The organism is Stanieria cyanosphaera PCC 7437, from assembly GCF_000317575.1.
GTDB classification, from domain to species: domain Bacteria; phylum Cyanobacteriota; class Cyanobacteriia; order Cyanobacteriales; family Xenococcaceae; genus Stanieria; species Stanieria cyanosphaera.
In genome coordinates this window covers 4,129,216-4,147,949 of record NC_019748.1, presented here as the reverse complement: position 1 = coordinate 4,147,949, position 18,734 = coordinate 4,129,216, and the positions used below count along the sequence as shown (strand labels likewise).

Here is an 18,734-nt window from a genome sequence, read left to right as displayed (position 1 = left end):
CGCCTCGGCTTTGCCGAGATCGCATCTAATAAATGCTCAGAATTAAGTAAACAGTAAAAAGCGTCCTGAGTGAGTGCGAAGGATCAAAGTAAAAAACTGGTCACTGCTGTAAATTATTTGTCTAGAATGTATACACCAGACCTTTGCCAGGATTTAAGTTTGTGTAATGTAATCATATTCTCGGTTTTACTTTTAAGTTGATTTGACAGCAAACAATTTTTTTTGTTAGATTAAAAGCGTATTCATAACGAGTACGGATTAATCAAAAGATAAATAATAGGAGTTAAATTTTATGGTTAAGATTGTTGGCATTAACGGCAGTCTTCGAGATGGTTCTTATACGGCTTTGGCACTGCAACAAGCGATTACTAGAGTAGAAGCATTAGGTGCAGAAGTAGAACTGCTTGATTTACGAAACCTAAATTTACCTTTTTGTAATGGTGGAGACGACTATCCTGACTATCCTGATGTCATCAAACTTAGAGATAGTGTCAAAGAAGCTGATGGGTTAATTTTAGCTACACCTGAGTATCATGGCAGTGTTAGTGGTGTCATCAAAAACGCCCTTGATTTAATGAGTTTTGAGCATTTATCTGATAAAGTCACAGGAGTAATCAGTATTTTAGGCGGACAATCCAATAGCAATGCTCTTAACGATCTAAGAATTATCATGAGATGGGTTCACGCTTGGGTAATTCCAGAACAAATTGCTGTTGGGCAAGCTTGGCAGGCATTTGATCGAGAAGGTAAATTATTAGATGAAAAATTATCCCAAAGATTCGATCAATTCGCTCAAAGTTTAGTCGATCACACTCGTAAACTCAGAGGAGTGTAATTCAAAATTCAGAATTATTCTGACAATTAGCTTCAGTAATCTGAGTGTAGGGAATAATGTCTCCAAACCACTTATTTAAAAGTTCTTTCGATTCTGGAGAAGTGATCACAGAATTGACAAAATCTTGCCATGAGCGATCGCCTTGAGGAAGTAGCATACCATAAGAGTCGCAAGTTAAAGGCTGCTCTGGAATTAAAGAATAATTAGCAAGAGATAAATTTTGTTGTTGAGCTTCTGCTCTTAAGAGAATACCATCACTGACCATTGCATCAATTTTTCCTTGCGCTAGGGCTTGTACACCTCTGCTTCTAGCAGTAACACCTCGAAATAAGGTTAATTGTGCCTGGGGATAGCGATCGCGTAGATATTTTTCTGTACTCGTTGCTTCTATTACTCCGAGCCTCAATTGATTTAAATTGGTATCCAAATTAAATAAATTATTATTTGATTGACGAATTAAAAATTGAGTACCCGTCATAAAAAAAGGTTGAGAAAATACAACTTGTTCTTGAAGTTGCGATCGAATAGTATTAGGGCCACATTCTAGCTGAACAAACCCTTCTGTGACTAAATCAAAACGATTATCAACTCGAGATTTTAAAACCCTAAAAATAAGTGTATTTCTTTTAAGTTGATTAATTAATTTTTTTTCGAGCAAACTAAAAAAATCTAGACAATATCCTTGAAGATTGCCTGTGGTATCTGTGTAACCAAAAGGTGCAGCATCTTCCCTGATTGCTACTTTAACTACTCCAGTTTTTTGAATATTTTCTAATACAGTTGCTGCGGTTGCTGATAAAGGTATAGATAAGATTAGCCCTAATAAAACTCCAATTTTTATTTGATATTTAATCATTATTGCTTTAGTTATAAATGCTGCTCACCTAACAAGTATTTTAAATATTATTATGCTTTTGTTGCTTTTAGCAGCATCAACTTGAGGCACAGATTTAAGTTGCTTGAGATTATTATCAAGAGTCCTAAATTATAATTAGGTTGCTATAGCTCTAGATAATCAACAATAATTAGAATTAATTAAATAAAAAAAGGAAGAAAGCGTTAATTTTGCACCTTCTTCCTTCATAATTCAACTAAGAGACTCTAGATAATCGCGAATCATGTTTCTGCGTCTAGGCTGTCTAAGTTTTTGTAAAGCTTTAGCTTCGATTTGGCGGACTCTTTCGCGAGACAGTTCTAAACAACGACCGATTTCTGCCAAAGAAAAAGGTTTTTCGCCACCAAAACCAAAACGCATCTGAATTACTTCTCGTTCACGGCTAGTTAGTTCTGACAAAAGATATTGCAAATCTTTTTGCAAAGATTCTCGCATCAAAGTTTCTTCTGGAGAAGCACTTTCTGTTTCTAGTAGATCTCCTAACTCTGTATCTTTTTCTTTTCCGACTTTAATCTCTAAGGAGACGGAACGGGGTACACGCAGTAATACTTCTCTAATTTGTCCTGCGGTCATATCTAATTCTTGAGCAAGATCTTCAATCCGAGGAGTATGTCCTTTTTCTTGAGAGATCTTTCGTTGAGCTTTTTTGATTTTGTTGAGTTTTTCAGTGATGTGGACTGGAAGACGAATAGTACGACTTTGAGTTGCGATCGCTCTTGTGATTCCTTGACGAATCCACCAATAAGCATAAGTACTAAAGCGATAGCCTTTAGTGGGATCGAATTTTTCTACTGCCCGTTCTAAACCAAGAGTTCCTTCCTGAATTAGATCGAGTAATTCTAAGCCTCGATTTTGATATTTTTTGGCTACAGACACAACCAAGCGTAAATTAGCTTTGATCATGTGTTCTTTAGCGCGAATACCATCTCGTTGAATTCTTTCTAGTTCTTTAACACTACAGTTAACAACTTCTGCCCAACGATGTTTACCTACTGATAAGCGTTCTTTGAGTAGGGGAATTTCCATGCCCACAGTTTGAGCCCATCTTCTCAAAGAAGGACGATGGCTTAGTTGGGAGACTAAACGGTCGTGAGCATCAATTAGCTCAACAAACTCTTGCAAAATTTGATCTCCCTTCTTGGCAGCTTTAGCTCGCTGCTCTATGATATTAATATGACGCTGAACTTTTTGGGCTTCTGAAACCTCTTCATCTCGTTCTAGCAAAGGAACGCGACCGATCTCTTGTAAATACAGCCTGACTAAGTCAGTAGTAGTTCTATTTCCTCTTTTAACCCCATTGTCTAGATCGATATTTTCTAAATCTAGTTCTACCAGGTCATCTGTTAACTTTCCAGAGCTATAGTTACTTTCTTCTAACTCTAGATCGTAAGCAGAAATAGAATAGTCTTCTTCGGTCTCAACATATAAAGAACTAGCTAACATATTGCTTTCTCAATGACGACTTAGCTTGAAAATCAGGGTTGGATCACTCCTCACTCATTAGATTGCCCAACTTAAAAGGAAAAAAGAACATCACTGCCAGTTTTTTTTTGAAATGTTCCGTAGTTTAACTTAGTCTCCGTATAAATACGTATTTTGTTGTTAATTAAACTACTTTTTTTCTGAGGAAGGGTCTGATTTTCTTTATGCAACAGACGAATTTCTTTTGTTCTTGATTGTTCCCGAGTTAAGTTTGTTTTTGGTTTTTTTTAATAATTTCTTGCAAAGAAACAGATAACTTAACAAAAATCAAAAGTATTTCTGTGATTTGCTCAATATTTTTTGTTTATACTGAACAATTAATTACTTGAGTGTTTTTTAGCTCGTAAAATTTCCTACGTATACTTAACTTGTTGGTGTTTTGAATCCAAATAAAAAAAAATTAGTCTCAACAACCGAGTAGTTTTATTAATCTAATTTTTGTAACAATAATGTAATAACTATTACCATGCAGTAATTTGCTAATTCACTCAAAAAATTAGTGATTAGTTAGCTTTTTTAAATAATCATTTTTAAGGTTAGCCAAGATCGCGTTATATTTGACTTTGGTAAGATAACAATCTTGATTGATGAGTTTTTTCTTTAGTTTTTGGAAATTTTCTCGTCCCCATACCATTATTGGTACTAGTCTGAGTGTCTTTGCGATCTATTTTTTAGCCTTGGCAACTACTAATAGCTCAATTACTTGGCTAAATTTAGAACAACTTCTGGCTGCTTGGATTGCTTGCTTATGTGGCAATATTTATATTGTGGGGTTAAACCAATTATCGGATGTAGCAATTGATCGCATCAATAAACCATCATTACCGCTTGCTGCTGGTGAATTTTCGCTTCAAAAAGGCAAATTGATTGTTGCCATTACAGGAATTTTAGCCTTAGTAATTGCAGCTTGCTCGGGAATTTGGTTATTAGCTACGGTAGGTATTAGTTTAATTATTGGCACAGCTTATTCTCTACCACCAATTCGCTTAAAACAATTTCCTTTTTTAGCTGCATTCTGTATTTTTACAGTTCGCGGTATTGTCGTAAATCTTGGCTTATTTTTACACTACAGTCAAAAATTAACTGGTCAAGAGTTGTTAAATTCCTATGTTTGGGTATTAACTTTATTTGTTCTCTTTTTTACGATAGCGATCGCGATTTTTAAAGATGTCCCCGATCTCGAAGGAGATAAACAATACAATATCACTACTTTTACTTTAATTCTAGGTAAGCCAGCCGTACTAAATCTTTCCCTCGGAGTAATTACTTTTTGTTATTTAGGAATGATTTTAGCAAGGATATTTTGGCTAACTGATTTTAGCTGTAGCTTTTTTATTGGTTATCATCTCATTCTTTTAGGACTATTGTGGTGGCGTAGTCAAAAAGTTGATTTAGAAGAAAAAACTGCGATCGCGCAATTTTATCAATTTATTTGGAAACTATTTTTTTTAGAATATATACTTTTTCCTATTTCTTATTTTGTTTAAGTTGAATTATTGTTAACCAATTGCTAAATGTTTCAATTTTTCCAACCTCAATTAGGAACAAACTACGGTTCACCCTTACCAACTCCTCATAGTGGTTATCATTGGCAGAAAGCTAATAACTGTCTTTTTAAATCTCAGGGTTTTTTTGAAGGTTGGTATTTTCGCGTTACTATACCCGAGATTGCTCAAACTTTTGCTTTTATGTATTCTATTGAAGACCCTAGTGGCGAGCAAGCTAATAGTGGTGGTGCTGCACAAATTCTAGGTATTGATGAAGAATACATTTGTCGTACTTTTCCCAATCTGAAAAAATTTTGGGCAGTTAAAGATTATTTAGGTTTAGGACATTGGGGTAAAACAACAAAAGCGATAACGCCTCAATTAATATCTGCTGATCAATTTGAAGCTTGTATTAAACAAGGTTATCAAGTAACAACTACTTTAAATCAAGGCTATATTTGTGATCCAGGTAGTAATAAGTCTTGTCGTTGGTTATATCAAACTAAACCGATTTATAGTTGGGGAAATCCTTTTAATCCTCAAGCAACCGCAGGATGGTTATCTTATTTGCCTATTTTTGAACCTGGATGGCAAATTTTAATGGCTCATGGTTTGGCGACTGGTTGGATTGAATGGCAAGGAAAAGTATATCAATTTACCGATGCACCAGCTTATAGTGAAAAAAATTGGGGACGCTCTTTTCCCCAGAAGTGGTTTTGGATTAATTGTAATAGTTTTAATAACCAAAGCGGTTTAGCTTTGACAGCAGGAGGAGGAGTTAGGAAGGTATTAGGGTGGCAAGAAGAAGTTGCCATGATTGGAATTCATTATCAAGGCGAATTTTATGAATTTGTCCCCTGGAATGCTCAGATTAGTTGGCAGATTGAACCTTGGGGAACATGGCAGATGCAAGCTGTCAATCAAGATTTTGAAGTTACTCTTGTCGGTAAAACAGATTTGCCTGGTACTTATGTCCGAACACCAACCGCTAAAGGTTTAGTTTTTAATTGTCGAGATACAACTAGGGGAGAATTGAATGTAAATTTACGTCAGCGTCAGGGAAAGACTATTGTTAAAGCAAGCACTGAAGTTGCAGGTTTAGAAGTAGGAGGTTTTCCTTGGAATCAAGCCTGGAAAGTTGTTACCGAGTAAGTATAGACTGAATTCGATAGTTAAAGTTAATATATTTTGCTAATTGTGCTTACCGTTACTAACAGCTTCTACTGTGGCTACAACCTCGCCAGTTAAGTTGGTATCATAACCACCGAGTGCTTGCAGTTGTGAAATCACCTGTCGATGTCCCAAAGTACCGAGTAGTTGTTGTACAGGTGCTTCTTCCAAATATTGCTTGAGAATTACCAAGTCGTACCGTGACTGATGTAAGGGAATAAATTCTAGCCCAAAAGCAGTAGCGATAGATGCTGAACTTACTCCTGCATCTGCTTTTCCCGTAGCTACAGCTAATGCTACATCTTGATGATTACTGACGATTTGATCAAATCCTTGTACGGCAGTAAAAGATATTTTTTGCTCTTTAAGTTTCCTGTCTAGTAACTCCCTGCTACCAGAACCCTGTTCGCGGTTAACTATCGTCACCCCAGGCTGTGCTAAGTCAGCAATGGTTTTTAATTGCTTGGGATTCCCCTGTTGTACCAAAAGTCCTTCTTCCCAAACACCAAGGTTAATTAGAACTGCTGCTTTATCTTTTAATACACGATGCACAAAGGGCGTATTATGCTCCCCTGTCTGCGGACAGTATAAATGCATCCCAGCGATGTGAATTTCGCCTCGGTATAAGCGTTCTAAGGCAATCATACTGTTAGCGAAAGTGAAGTGTACCCGTAATTCTGGATGCCAACGTTCGGCGGCTCTTGCCCATAGAGAGAGTGCAGGGGAACAACCAGCCAAAACTACGGTGTTGTACAACTTTTTGGGGTCATCTAAAAGTTTGACCAGAACGGTATCCATTAAAGACAAGTGATTTGCTGCACCATCAGCAGGAATCATCTCAGTCCGAAAGGCATCTTTGCCAATTAGAGGATGCGCCACCCATTGTCCGCCTACCCGTGCCAAAATTACTCGCAAGTCCTGCCCCACTGGTAAGTTTTGAGCAGGCACAGCCTCAATTTCTGGTAAATCTTCCTCTAGCCAAAACAAGTCTTCTACTTGGTAACCAAGAGCTTTCGCCAAACGTAAGGATATTGTAGTCGAGGGAGCATACTGTCCTGACTCTACACCGCTAATAGTTTGACGAGTCACCCCAGCTAAGTTAGCCAAATCTTGCTGGTTCATGCCCAAGCGGGTTCTGATTTGTTTTAAGTTATTACGAAGAACTTCTTGTTTCACCACATCTTGGTTATTGTGTTTTTGAAATTATATAATCAGGGTAAATCAAACTAGTATTTTAGGTAAAATTTCGATTTTTAATCGAGTTAACGAAAGCAATACTCTAGGGGAGTCACTACGCGATCGCTGATTCTGATTCCCAATTTGTACTAGCGATACCAGTACTAAAGGCAATGCTGAAAAAGCAAGATAATGGTTAACTTTTATACGCAAATTCTAGCCATGCTTTTAATTTCTCGATCCACTCCTATTAACAAGCAGCAGAATCGGAATGGCAGCAAGCTGAATGATGACTGAAAAAAGAATTAGAGTACTCACTGACCTATCGTATAAAATTCCCATCAAAGCACTACCTAAAAACCAAGACACACCATAGCCTGTGTTAAATATGCCAAAAGCAGAGCCACGTTTTTCAATTGGCACCATTGCTGCCACTGCTGCTTTCAAAATTGATTCTTGCGCTCCCATCCCTATCCCCCACAAGACCATTCCCAATATTGCTAAATTGATGTTGCCGAAAAAGACTAAGGGTGCAAACATTGAAGACAAAACAGCCGCAAAAATTAGGATAGATATGCCAAAGCGGTCAAATAAACGTCCAAATATCAGTGCGGCAATCCCATCAACCCCCATTGCCAAAGCATATAGTAGGGGAATTGTATTGCCTGTGGCGATCGCTTGAGTTTGAAAGTGATAAGCAATTAATGGAAAATCAGCAAAGCCTGCGGCCAGGAATGCTACAGCCCCTAAATAAATCCAGAATCTTTGAGGTAGTCCTTTGTCCGCTAATGTAGGAATTTGGTGTTCAAAATCACGGGGATTCGGGTAAATTCTCTGCCCTACCAAAAGCACAATCATCCCAACTACAGCAGGTACGATAAGAATTGCAAAACCGCCCCGATATTCACCCTGAAGATAAACCACCGTCGCCACAGCCAGTGGCCCCATCACTGCACCAATTTGGTCAAGTGCTTCGTGCAAGCCAAAACCAAAACCGCCTCCCAGTCTCAAAGCCGCGTGGGACAGTAGCACATCTCTAGGTGGAGTGCGAATTGCTTTACCAGTGCGTTCACCAATCATCAATGCCGCAGCGACTTGCCAACTTCCTGCTAAGGCTAAGAGTGGTACAACTGCCGTATTGAGCGCATAACCAATTGTGGTAATTCGCCAATATTTACGGGTTTGGTCGCTGAGATAGCCAATAAAAAGACGAAAACAATAGCCGATTAATTCTCCTAAACCTGCTACTAGCCCGACGACAAAACCACTAGCCCCTAAAACTCCTAAATACGCACCTGTAATGCTTCTTGCACCCTCATAGGTAGCATCAGCACAGAGGCTAACTATACCTAAGATCACTACAAATTTGAGAGCAGATTTATTAGATGTACCCTGTGCCATAGTTACTACGTTGTTCAGTGTGCTTATTTTTAAGAGGTTGTAGCTGTGATTGAGTGATATGTTTTTACTATTAGCTGTAATTAGCTCCATAGTAAAGTAATGCCATTATTTGAGAAGGTACAGCCATTTTTAGTACTGCTTTCAGTTTTTGTAGGATTGGCATTAGCTCAGATAGGATGGGTTGCGAATATAGCCCCAAAGATAATTGTGCCGTTATTGGCTTTGATGCTGTATGCAACTTTCTTACCAATACCTTTAAAGGGCTTGGGACGAGGGTTACGAAATTTTAAAGTGACATCAACAAGCCTGATCATTAACTTTTTCTGGACTCCCATCTTCACTTGGATTAATGGTTATCTATTTTTGTCAGATAGCCCCGATTTGAGGGTGGGGCTAATTATGTTGATGGTTACACCTTGTACTGATTGGTATCTTGTGTTTACAGGTGTTGCCCGTGGAGATGTGGCTTTAGCAACTGCTTTACTGCCACTAAATTTAGTGTTGCAAGTTATTTTGCTACCAGTGTATCTATTGATTTTTGCCGGGACATTGGTAGAAATCAACCTAATGGAACTTTTTGAGAGTTTGTTTTGGGTATTATTTTTACCTTTGTTGGTAGCAACCATTTCCCGACAATTCATCCTCAGATGGCAAGGTGTGGTTGCAAAGATGGCAATATTTCAAGTAATCTGCCTTAATTTAGCGATCGCTACTATCTTCGCTTCACAAGGAAAGGTAGTCATACAGCATCCAGAATTCATATTTCAACTGTTTATCCCTGTTGTTCTGTTCTTCGTGGTTAATTTTGTCTTAGGTCAAGTGATAGGACGTTACTTAAAGTTTTCCTACCCAGAGGTTGCTTGTCTTAGCTGCACCACTTTGGCTCGTAATTCCCCACTGTCCATAGCAATTGCTGCTTCTGCATTTCCCCATCGTCCTTTAATTGCGCTTGTCTTAGTCATTGGCCCCTTGATTGAGTTACCAGTTATGGTTTTAATTTCTCAGCTACTACTGCTGATGCGACGGCGAGGGCAATGGCAGCAGTAAACTAAGTGTTTATGATTGCATTAAACACAGCTTGAGTGGATCTAACTTGACATACCAAGGAAAAGGACGGTCTTTGATAGTTGACCATTTTTCTTTAAATACTTCGGCTTGGATGTGGTAATCGTTTGGTTGAGTTGGTAGAGTGTGTAGCTTGAGATAAAGCGTCATTCTATGGGGTGTTTCTCTGGTGTGAGCCAACCAACAGAGGAAGGTATTTTCAGTGTTGGGTTCATTGGGAAAGGTAAGATGATGGGCGCGAATTCCTACATATGCCAATGATTGAGGAATTGGTTCGATGACTTTGAGAGTACAGCCCCAGTCCTTGGCTTCTACTTGGGTGGGGGAAATTGCTTTGGCTAGAGAGAAGTTTTTACAGCCAGTTAGTTGGGCAACTGTGTAAGTAGCTGGACGCTCGAAAATAGATTGTTTTTGCTCGTAAGCGATCGCCTGCCCTTGGGAAATAACTAACAGATGTTCACAAATCTCATAGGCTTCTTCTAAATTATGGGTAACAAATAGCGTCACCCCTTGATAGCTACTCAATGTCTCAATCAGTTGTTCTTGCAGTTGGTGTCGCAGGTGAGTATCGAGAGCCGAGAAGGGTTCATCTAACAGTAATACTTCTGGTTCTACTGCTAAAGCCCTTGCTAAAGCTACGCGCTGCTGTTGTCCGCCAGATAGCTGCTGTGGATAGCGATTCTCTAGGCCAGACAGTTGTAATTTGGCTATTTGTTCTGCCAAGCGGTGCTGACGTTCTGCACTCGACAAATTTTGTAACCCATAGGTAATATTTTCGGCAACTGTCAAATGGGGAAATAGGGCGTAGTTTTGAAAGACAATCCCCACACGGCGTAAGCGAATTGGCAGGTTAATTCGTTGGGATGAATCAAACAAAACCCTTCCATTAACGACAATGCGACCCCGCTTAGGAGTTTCAAGCCCCGCAATACAACGTAAAGTCATGCTTTTGCCAGAACCAGAACTACCCAATATTCCCAGCACTCGCCCCTCTAGATTAAATTTCACTTCTAGAGGATAACTGGCTAGTTGTTTGTGAATGTCTACTAAAAGCTGCATTCTTAGTTTTGATTATTTTCTCAGTAGAACGCTTTTGTCTACGCTGTTCCAGGCTACGCGCCCATAACAGCAACAGAAATGCCCAAAAAGTCATCACCAGTACCATCAAGTTGGCTTTACCATACTCTTGGTTCTGCACAGCATCATAAATAGCCAGGGGTAAGGTTTGGGTGCGTTCGGGGATATTTCCTGCCACCATTAAGGTTGCACCGAATTCACCTAAAGCTCTGGCGACTGCTAAGATAAAGCCTGCCAAAATTCCCGAACGAGCCAAAGGTAGTGTGACTCGCCATAACACCTTAATTTCCGAGTCTCCCAGAGTACGGGCTGCTGCTTCTAATTCCGGATTGACATCTAAAATGGCGGCTCTGGCTGCTTCGACAATTAGGGGCAACGCAACTATGGCACTAGCGATCGCTGCTGCTTGCCATGTGAATAAAATATCGATCCCAAACCATTCCAGTATCGGGCTACCTCGACCTAAAGCTAGCAATAGGTAAAAACCAATCACGCTAGGAGGTAGTACCAAAGGCAAGTTCAGCACTGTCGATATGATTAATTCACCTCTGAAACGGACACGAGCTAAAAAAATTGCTATTCCCAGTCCAAAAACTAACAGCAATACTGTAGCTAGTGCGGTGACTTGCAATGATAATATATAAGGAAACCAATCCATTAATTTGCTTTCTCCTCGGGTAAAACAAAACCATATTTCTTCATCAATGGTCTGCCTGTCGGCCCGTTAATATATTGGGCAAACTCTCGGGCTTGTGTCTGATACTTACTCTTTTTGACTACAGCTAACATTTGGTCAATGGGTTGATGTAGATTTTCGGGAATTAGCTCCCATTTTCCTGGTCTATTGACGCTTAAAGATAAAGCCACGATACCAACATCAACATTGCCAGTTTCCGCATATTGTTGAGTTTGGGCGATGTTTTCACCGAGTACCAGTTTCGGCTTGATTGCATCCCAGATACCTACTGTCTGAAATGCTTCTCTAGCAGCGATACCGTAGGGAGCATGATCGGGATTAGCGATCGCTACTCTTTTATATTCCGGTTTGGTTAACTCTCGAATGTCTTTGGGATTGAGTTTACTATCTTCTCTTGTCCAGACAGTAATTCGTCCTCTACCATACACAGCTTTTGTGTCGGATACGATTAATCCTTCTTTGTCAAGGTCTTCAATGTATGACTTGTTAGCAGCAGCAAATAAATCTACAGGCGCACCACGTTCTATTTGTTGCGCTAGTTGTCCTGTAGAACCAAAGTTAAAGGTGACTTTGTTTCCTGTTTCTTTCTCCCATAAAGCACCGATTTCTTTAAACACATAGTTGAGGTCGGCTGCTGCAGATACGGTCAGTGTGACTGGTCTTTGAGCTAATAGTATCTGTGATGCTGAAGACGAAAATGATTGGTTAAGAAATAATCCACTGAATGCAACCAAAAGTCCCACTAAGCCGGACAAGAAAAAATATTGTCTTTTGATTTTCATTAGGTATCGTTCGGAACTAAACAATTCAAATACTGCTGTAAATAGCCTGTTTATATTTATCGATACAAAAATTGGCTTTATGCAAGTATATAATACATTACGCAAAAATACTTGCATAGATAAAACGCTGTTAGTCCAGCATGATTTTTCTATACAAAGGAGGTGAGGATTTAAGAATTCGTTGCGATGAGGTGGCGATAAAGGAAGTTTTTTATATACGTTTTTGAGTCATTGTATTTGATCTGATTTTTTATAAAAATACCCAATAGGTTACATCAACAGTTATCAGAGATTTTTATATTAAAATAGAGGCAACTCACAAGTTGCCCCTACAAATAATGTGTCACCTTTGTTGTTGAACTAATACAAACCTTCGATCAGCTATTAGTGAGAAACGGTTTTATTTGAGGATAACTAACTAAATATAGCTAGACCACGTATTGCCATAACGCCAGCTAGCACTGCCACACCAGCCGAAGTCAAAGCTGTACCAAATAACCACCAAGCAGCAGTTGCTGTCGCTTTACGGGCTTGAATGACTTGTTCGCGAGCATTATGCTTAATCTCATCGATTCTTGCTTGTGTTTTCTGCTGAATACGTTCGAGACGATTAAGAAAACGATCGCGTACTGATTCAACTTGGTCAATGATTCGATTGACATCTTGCTCAGAAATATCTTCGCGGGAACTCAACAGGGCAACTATAGTGTCGCGGTCAAATTGAGAGGCGCGATCGCGTAAGGCATCAACTCCTGCTTCTGGATCTGAAAACAGTTTTTCTAAGTCTTGCTTAATTCCATCGTAGTTGAGTTCGGGACGCTCTAAGGAGTTGAGGTAATTACGAATCTTGTCAAATGTTCCTTCAATCGCCGATTGGGCTTGCTGTTGAATTGCCTGAAATTGTTCGAGTAATTGATGGCGCACAGAGTCAATTCGTTCGACAATCTCGTTGGCTTCTGCTTCGGAAATATCTTCCCGTTGCGAAAGAAGAGCTACTACCGTATCACGGTCAATTTCAGAAAGGCGATCGCTAATTTGGCTTAATCCCGTTCCTGGCTCTTTGAGTAAGGTTTGTAAATCGCGTTTAATGCCTTCTGGATTTAGTTCTTCTTTATTAGTGGAACGTAAGTAATTTTCAAAAGAACTTTGCCAATCTTGAATTTGTTTTTGAGTACGACTTGCCAAGCGTCGGGGTGTTTTAACAATACCTTGAATTGCCGCTTGAACTCGGTCGATATACTGATTAACCTGCTCTTCACTGAGGTCTTCTCGTTGACTCAACAGCTTGGTTAGAGTTTCTCGATCCAGGTGCGAAAATCTTTCTCTCAGAGCTTTAGTTCCCTGTTGCGGATCGTCAAATAGCTGCTGTAAATCTTGTTTGATGCTGTCGGGGTCTAGTTCCTCTAAATTAGTAGCACGGAAATAATCAGCAATCTTACTAGTAACATCTTCGTATTGCTCCTGAGCCTTACCCGCTAACATTTGCGGTGCGTGCAGGAGATTATCTCGAATTTCTTCAAAGCGATCAATAAATTGATTAATTTCCTCTTCGTTTAAATCTCCTCGTTCGGAAAGTAATTTTACTACCGTATCGCGGTCAAATTGAGAGAGTCTTTCTCGCAAGGCTTTGATTCCAGCTTGCGGTTTATCTCGAAGAGTTTTGAGGTCTTCCTTAATACCTTCTGGATTTAGTTCTTCTTTTTTAGTATCCCGCAAATAGGATTCTACTTTTTGCCCTAGTTCTTGAGCTTGAAATTGGGCTTTTTCTTGCATTTCCTGAGCTTCTGAATTAACGCGATCGCGTGTACTTAATAGCTGATTCAGGATTTGGTCGATTTCTTCTTCATTTAGATCTTCTCTAGTTTGGGAAAGCAGTTGTTTCAAACTATCATGGTCGAATTGAGAAAGGCGATTGCTTAATTCTTCTACACCTGCGTCTGTATCTTCGAGAAGTGTTTTAAAGTTGCGTTCAATTGCTTCAGGATTTAGTTCTTCTTTACTAGTAGAACGAAGATAATTTTCTACGCGAGAATGAAGATCTTGTGATTTTTCTTCTGATTCTGCATTGGCAACCTGGGACAAAACTTCCTGACGGATACTTTCGAGGGAATCAACCAGTTCGTTTATTTGCTCGGAACTAAACTCATCTCTTTGATTTAAGATGTTTACCAAATCATCACGATTGAGTTGTTCTAATTGACTTCGCACTAAACTCGGTGCTGCTTCTGGATCGTAAATTACCTCTTTAAATTCTTGCTTAATGGTTTCTCGGTTGAGATGCCAAGGTTGGGAATTGAGCAAGTATTCTTCTACATCCCCTCGAATTGGGTTAGAGGATGACGAGGTAAGTTGTTTTACTTGTTCTGTACCTTGGTCTTTAAGCTGTTGTAATTGCTCGATAATTTTTTGTCCATCTACATCGGAAAGATCTACTCGTTGGAGAACTGTGTCAATTAGTTTAGCCAAACCAAGCTGCATAGCTTGTGTTGTAAAAGTCGACTGGTTATTGGTTTCCTCCAGCAATTGATTGAGTTTTTGATTTAATTGCTCGGATTTCAACTCGTTTGGAGAAGCTTTTTGCAAAAAGTTCAGTAATTCTGGCAATAAACTGTTCTGCTGTTGCTCACCAATTACTTCTTGCCAGACTTTTTCTAGTTGATCTGCAATCTGATTAAGATCCTGTTTGGAAAAATCTGTACGACTACTAACTAAATTTACAAAAGTTTGGCGGTCGATATTTTTTAAGTTATCGGGTGATATGGATTGTAAATCGGAATTTTTGAGTAAATCTTGGAAATTTTCCCGAATTTCCGAGAGATTTAGTTGAGATGGTTTCAAGTTACCTAAGTAATCTTGTACTGTATCCTTAACGATGGTTGGATCAATTGCCGAAGTTAATTCACGACGAACTGCACCAATAGATTCTTCTACTGTATTAACTACACGAGCATTAACCGCATTAGCACTCAGAGCAGTTGTTGCGATCGCTCCTATACCTTGCATTCCTGAAGATGCTGTATCAACTACAGAACTCACAACGGAACCAATTGCTTTGGAACTAAGCCACAGCAGCAGCAAGAAAAAGATTGACCAGATTACAATGCTCGTAATTGCTGCAAAACTAATGTTGTTAATGAAGGTTAGTTTAATCGCCAAGAAACAAGCGATAAACAGAGCAATATTAACGGTTATTAAAGCCCAAAATCCTACTTTAGATTCGACTTCTTGGAACTTACTTCCCCAAGTTTCCTCAGCTTCGGCTTCTAGAGGGTTAGCTCCCGCAGAAATTCCTGCTGCTAAAGTAAAGTTGGTTAACAGAAACTGGAAAGCAAAAGCAATTACTACTCCTGCCAGCAATGCCACGAAAAATTGAGGCACTGGGAAAGGAAGTGTTGTTACTGGTGGAGGATTGATTGGTGTAGGTGTTGTTGGGGGTGTTGGAACTCGAACTTTAGCAAGCCAAAAGTGAGTGCTGTATAATCCCAGCATCATTTCTAAGTTGTGAAACATAATTTTCTTCTTTAATTTTTAACGCAATGTATCTTAGTGAAGGCGCGACTATTTAATATTTTGTGGATCTGAAAATAATCGCACCTAACTTTATTGTTGCTAGCAAAATTTGAGGCTAACTCTATCTTTAGTCGGATCGTTTTAAGATTTTTGTGAAGATTTACGAAAAGAAATGTTTTTAGGAATTAAAGACTGATTCTGTTTCGTTTTTACTCAAAATATTGCTGAAAAAATATTTACTAGTTTCTGGCTAAAGACTGATTAAATTCTTTGGAGGTTTCTTTAGCCTTATAAATAATAAAACAAGTCTGAAAAGGAGTCTTAAGAATGAAGAATATTAAATTATCTAAATTGCTCGCAGCTAGCGCGATCGCAACTAGTTTAGCTGTTGTACCGATGGTTTCTGTTCAAGCTCAAACTCAAGTTCCCCCTACTCAAGAGGGATACGTACAGGAAGATAATAATTTTGATTGGGGTTGGCTTGGATTACTAGGTCTAATTGGACTAGCTGGTCTAGCTGGTAAAAATAAACGCCACAATAATACAGTATATAACGACCCTACTAGAACAACAACTACTGATTATCGCTAACCAAGTCTACAAGTTTAATATTTTTGACAAATTCAAACTTAGCAAGAGCTTTGGGATTAATTTGAAAAATTGATCCCAGTTTAATATTGTTTAATTATAAATCTTTTAAATATAGCAAGACTAAACAAAAATAAGATTCATGAATCATACAGACAAAAAATATCATGTTTTAACCCAAAAACGTATTGCTATAACTTAAAACAAACTAAATTTTATTTTCTACCTTAAACAAAAACAATTAAATTATTTCTCCTAAATAAGCAATTCCAGCTATACTTAATTTCCAGTTAGCAGGTGATACTTGAGGTAGTACTTTATGCCAATCTAACTCAAATTTCTCTGGTGGGTTTGGACACACAGAAATAGATAAAGATTGAGGTTCTTTGGAGAAAGAAAATTTTTGGTAAGGTAAAGTAATTAAATTAAGATTGGCTGATTCTGGTGATTGAACCCATTCTGAAAAAGAACTAGTAACAAGACTTTGTTCACCAAATTTAACTTGAAAAAAACCATCATACCAATCAGATTTAATAATTAATCCTAAAAGTTGTCCTTTAAGATTTAGCCTCAGAGTTGAGCCTTGTTTTAAGGTGTAAATTGATTCATTAAACAAACTATTTTTGAACACTGATTGTTCGTAATTACCACATAAAGATTGTGGTTGGAACTTCCTGGTAAATTTTAAGTATTGTAAGTTATTAGCATAAATCCGATAGCAATCTTCTAACTTACGAATTGGTTGAGATAACAAACTTCTGTTGATAATTTCTTGGGTAATAATTTGTGAAACTATTTGTACTCCTTTTTCTTTAGAGTAATGAGCATTATCTTTAGGTTCATACAAAGATTTAATAAATTTTATTCCTTCAGTTTTTAATAAAATTTCCGAGATATTAATTACAGGAATCTCATACCGTTTTGCGATCGCTTCATATAAAGCTGATACCTGGCAACAATTATCATAGTAATCAGAACTATTAGTACCAAAAATTAAAATAATAATCCGACAATTAGGATTAATTGTTTTGCTTCTTCTAATAAAACCTTCTAAAGCTCTACCCGCCAATTTAATCGAATATTTACCTTGATTAATTGCTTTACGGTCGTTAACACAATATTCAAACAAAATTAAATCACTTTTTTGAGGAACATTATTTCTGATATTTTGAATTGCTCCAAAAAGATTTGTAACTCCTCCCAAGGCAAAATAATTAAGGATAACTGGACGTTCGATAGCTTGAGCAAGATGATCAGATAAATATTTAGTGTAACCGTTTCTCATCAGAGAATTAGAGCCACCAATCACAGAGATACGAAAAGGAGAATTGTTCACGGATTTTATGGAGGTAGTTGATAAAGATAAGTTATTAGTAATAGCTTGCTTTTCTTCGGCTAAAACTCGACGATAAGATTCTATATATTGTTGCGAACAAGTATTAAAATCTAACTCATCATTGAGTAAAGCTAATGGTTTATATTTAGTGCTATCACTAATAAAATGTAAATTCAAATGATTAATTACACTAGGATAAATTGGAATTTTAAAAGTTGCTAATTGTTCTTCGGGATGAGCGTTAATTAAAAGATTAAAATTGAGTTTAGCTAAAATTTGGTTGGTTACTTTTAATCCGATCAGATTAGATGGATGAGCAGGAATATAAAATAAATAATGTTGTTGATAATGACGGCGGATAAAATCAACAATTTTGATGTCGGTAACTTGTTCTCTTTGAGATAATTCTTGAAGAGTCTGATTTACATTATGTTGTAAAAATTCTGAAGTGTAGAAATTTTTATCTCTAATTAATTGAATAATTTCTTCATTAGTGTAGCCTTGCTTAACCAAACGAATAATATTAGCATCATTTAAATTAGAACCATCATTAATAAACCTTTGTTGTAAGTTCTGACTATCTAGTTTAGTAAACTGAGGATGATAACCTTTAAAATAAATATAAGGAAAAGAAATTTTGTGACAATTAGCTGGTAATCTACTAATAATACTTGCTGTACTTTGTTGTCCGTAAGTATCTGCGATCGGTTGATAAATAAATAAACCAGTTTTAGTTAATATTTCTTCTGGGATGACAAAGTTATTCTGAATCGCCTTAAAATGATAAGGAATACTAACAAACTGATAATTAGCTAGCACTTCTTCAGAGAGTTCTAAATGAGATTTGATCAGATCTCTTTGACAGTTAGCATATATTAAACAAAGTTTTTTTTTGCTTTCTTGCATAACTATAGCAATCCTCTAAGATTTGTTAACATAGGTTATTGTCAGAAGGCAGAGGGCAAAAGTTAGTTAATTATTTTTTTTATATGTAATTTAATTTGTATATCTATTTAACTCAATTATTATTTCAAAAGTTTAAACTTTAAACAAACAACAGAAAATTGCTACAACTGACAAAAAAGTTATGAGCTTAATTACTAAAATTTTTTAGTTTTGTACAGATGCGAAAAAGCTTATATCATATCCTGTTTAATAGTTATGTTATCGGTAAGGTAAGGCCGAAGTTAGAAGGAAGCAAAGTTATTATGACGGGTTAACGGACTTGATATT

At 37.7% G+C, this 18,734-nt stretch carries 14 protein-coding genes; 5 read left to right on the top strand and 9 right to left on the bottom strand.

The window, feature by feature from the left end; all coding sequences use genetic code 11:
• Window positions 1-292 precede the first annotated feature (292 nt).
• Window positions 293-835 carry an NADPH-dependent FMN reductase gene (locus STA7437_RS18050; protein WP_015194829.1) on the top strand — a complete coding sequence of 181 codons (543 nt, stop codon included), beginning with the start codon at window positions 293-295 and terminating at the stop codon, window positions 833-835.
• Window position 836: 1 nt separating this feature from the next.
• On the opposite strand, the gene STA7437_RS18045 is transcribed toward STA7437_RS18050, so the two are convergent.
• Both STA7437_RS18045 and sigC read right to left on the bottom strand, forming a co-directional pair.
• Window positions 837-1,691: an amino acid ABC transporter substrate-binding protein gene (locus tag STA7437_RS18045; protein ID WP_015194828.1), complete on the bottom strand. Its 855-nt coding sequence runs from the start codon at window positions 1,689-1,691 to the stop codon at window positions 837-839.
• Between the two features lie 231 nt (window positions 1,692-1,922).
• Window positions 1,923-3,173, bottom strand: a complete 1,251-nt coding sequence (gene sigC, locus STA7437_RS18040) for an RNA polymerase sigma factor SigC (protein WP_015194827.1) — start codon at window positions 3,171-3,173, stop codon at window positions 1,923-1,925.
• 626 nt (window positions 3,174-3,799) lie between these two features.
• Between sigC and STA7437_RS18035 the strand changes: the two genes are divergently transcribed.
• Both STA7437_RS18035 and STA7437_RS18030 read left to right on the top strand, forming a co-directional pair.
• Window positions 3,800-4,699: a homogentisate phytyltransferase gene (locus tag STA7437_RS18035; protein ID WP_015194826.1), complete on the top strand. Its 900-nt coding sequence runs from the start codon at window positions 3,800-3,802 to the stop codon at window positions 4,697-4,699.
• Between the two features lie 27 nt (window positions 4,700-4,726).
• Window positions 4,727-5,851, top strand: coding sequence for a tocopherol cyclase family protein (locus STA7437_RS18030; protein WP_015194825.1), 1,125 nt, complete (start codon window positions 4,727-4,729; stop codon window positions 5,849-5,851).
• 39 nt (window positions 5,852-5,890) lie between these two features.
• Here STA7437_RS18030 and STA7437_RS18025 read toward each other — a convergent pair whose 3' ends face one another.
• Together STA7437_RS18025 and STA7437_RS18020 are read right to left on the bottom strand one after the other, a co-directional pair.
• The gene (locus STA7437_RS18025; RefSeq protein ID WP_015194824.1) at window positions 5,891-7,045 is read right to left on the bottom strand and encodes a substrate-binding domain-containing protein; all 1,155 of its coding nucleotides are present in this window, start codon (window positions 7,043-7,045) and stop codon (window positions 5,891-5,893) included.
• 228 nt (window positions 7,046-7,273) lie between these two features.
• Window positions 7,274-8,446, bottom strand: a complete 1,173-nt coding sequence (locus STA7437_RS18020; RefSeq protein WP_015194823.1) for an MFS transporter — start codon at window positions 8,444-8,446, stop codon at window positions 7,274-7,276.
• Window positions 8,447-8,545: 99 nt separating this feature from the next.
• Between STA7437_RS18020 and STA7437_RS18015 the strand changes: the two genes are divergently transcribed.
• Entirely contained in the window at window positions 8,546-9,493 is a 948-nt protein-coding gene (locus tag STA7437_RS18015; protein WP_015194822.1) for an arsenic resistance protein, read from the top strand.
• Window positions 9,494-9,502: 9 nt separating this feature from the next.
• Here the strand turns inward: STA7437_RS18015 and STA7437_RS25920 are convergent, their stop codons facing one another.
• The 4 genes from STA7437_RS25920 to STA7437_RS27150 form a co-directional block, all read right to left on the bottom strand.
• Window positions 9,503-10,570, bottom strand: a complete 1,068-nt coding sequence (locus STA7437_RS25920; protein WP_083856871.1) for a sulfate/molybdate ABC transporter ATP-binding protein — start codon at window positions 10,568-10,570, stop codon at window positions 9,503-9,505.
• The gene (gene modB, locus STA7437_RS25915) at window positions 10,509-11,246 is read right to left on the bottom strand and encodes a molybdate ABC transporter permease subunit (protein WP_083856870.1); all 738 of its coding nucleotides are present in this window, start codon (window positions 11,244-11,246) and stop codon (window positions 10,509-10,511) included. Before modB ends, STA7437_RS25920 begins: the two co-directional genes overlap by 62 nt.
• A complete protein-coding gene (gene modA / locus STA7437_RS18005) occupies window positions 11,246-12,067 on the bottom strand; it encodes a molybdate ABC transporter substrate-binding protein (protein ID WP_015194821.1) in 822 nt (273 codons plus the stop codon). The genes modB and modA overlap by 1 nt, the downstream gene beginning before the upstream one ends.
• A 414-nt stretch (window positions 12,068-12,481) precedes the next feature.
• Window positions 12,482-15,577, bottom strand: coding sequence for a hypothetical protein (locus STA7437_RS27150; protein WP_015194820.1), 3,096 nt, complete (start codon window positions 15,575-15,577; stop codon window positions 12,482-12,484).
• 327 nt (window positions 15,578-15,904) lie between these two features.
• On the opposite strand from STA7437_RS27150, the gene STA7437_RS17995 reads away from it, so the two are divergent.
• Window positions 15,905-16,168 carry a WGxxGxxG family protein gene (locus STA7437_RS17995; protein WP_015194819.1) on the top strand — a complete coding sequence of 88 codons (264 nt, stop codon included), beginning with the start codon at window positions 15,905-15,907 and terminating at the stop codon, window positions 16,166-16,168.
• A 238-nt stretch (window positions 16,169-16,406) separates the two neighbouring features.
• Here the strand turns inward: STA7437_RS17995 and STA7437_RS17990 are convergent, their stop codons facing one another.
• The gene (locus STA7437_RS17990; RefSeq protein ID WP_015194818.1) at window positions 16,407-18,407 is read right to left on the bottom strand and encodes a WcbI family polysaccharide biosynthesis putative acetyltransferase; all 2,001 of its coding nucleotides are present in this window, start codon (window positions 18,405-18,407) and stop codon (window positions 16,407-16,409) included.
• Window positions 18,408-18,734 lie beyond the last annotated feature (327 nt).

Bases quoted from the DNA above. Each gene is read 5' to 3' on its own strand.
- STA7437_RS18050 (WP_015194829.1), top strand. From the start codon at position 293: ATGGTTAAGATTGTTGGCATTAACGGCAGTCTTCGAGATGGTTCTTAT.
- STA7437_RS18045 (WP_015194828.1), bottom strand. From the start codon at position 1,691: ATGATTAAATATCAAATAAAAATTGGAGTTTTATTAGGGCTAATCTTA.
- sigC (WP_015194827.1), bottom strand. From the start codon at position 3,173: ATGTTAGCTAGTTCTTTATATGTTGAGACCGAAGAAGACTATTCTATT.
- STA7437_RS18035 (WP_015194826.1), top strand. From the start codon at position 3,800: ATGAGTTTTTTCTTTAGTTTTTGGAAATTTTCTCGTCCCCATACCATT.
- STA7437_RS18030 (WP_015194825.1), top strand. From the start codon at position 4,727: ATGTTTCAATTTTTCCAACCTCAATTAGGAACAAACTACGGTTCACCC.
- STA7437_RS18020 (WP_015194823.1), bottom strand. From the start codon at position 8,446: ATGGCACAGGGTACATCTAATAAATCTGCTCTCAAATTTGTAGTGATC.
- STA7437_RS18015 (WP_015194822.1), top strand. From the start codon at position 8,546: ATGCCATTATTTGAGAAGGTACAGCCATTTTTAGTACTGCTTTCAGTT.
- STA7437_RS25920 (WP_083856871.1), bottom strand. From the start codon at position 10,570: ATGCAGCTTTTAGTAGACATTCACAAACAACTAGCCAGTTATCCTCTA.
- modB (WP_083856870.1), bottom strand. From the start codon at position 11,246: ATGGATTGGTTTCCTTATATATTATCATTGCAAGTCACCGCACTAGCT.
- modA (WP_015194821.1), bottom strand. From the start codon at position 12,067: ATGAAAATCAAAAGACAATATTTTTTCTTGTCCGGCTTAGTGGGACTT.
- STA7437_RS27150 (WP_015194820.1), bottom strand. From the start codon at position 15,577: ATGTTTCACAACTTAGAAATGATGCTGGGATTATACAGCACTCACTTT.
- STA7437_RS17995 (WP_015194819.1), top strand. From the start codon at position 15,905: ATGAAGAATATTAAATTATCTAAATTGCTCGCAGCTAGCGCGATCGCA.
- STA7437_RS17990 (WP_015194818.1), bottom strand. From the start codon at position 18,407: ATGCAAGAAAGCAAAAAAAAACTTTGTTTAATATATGCTAACTGTCAA.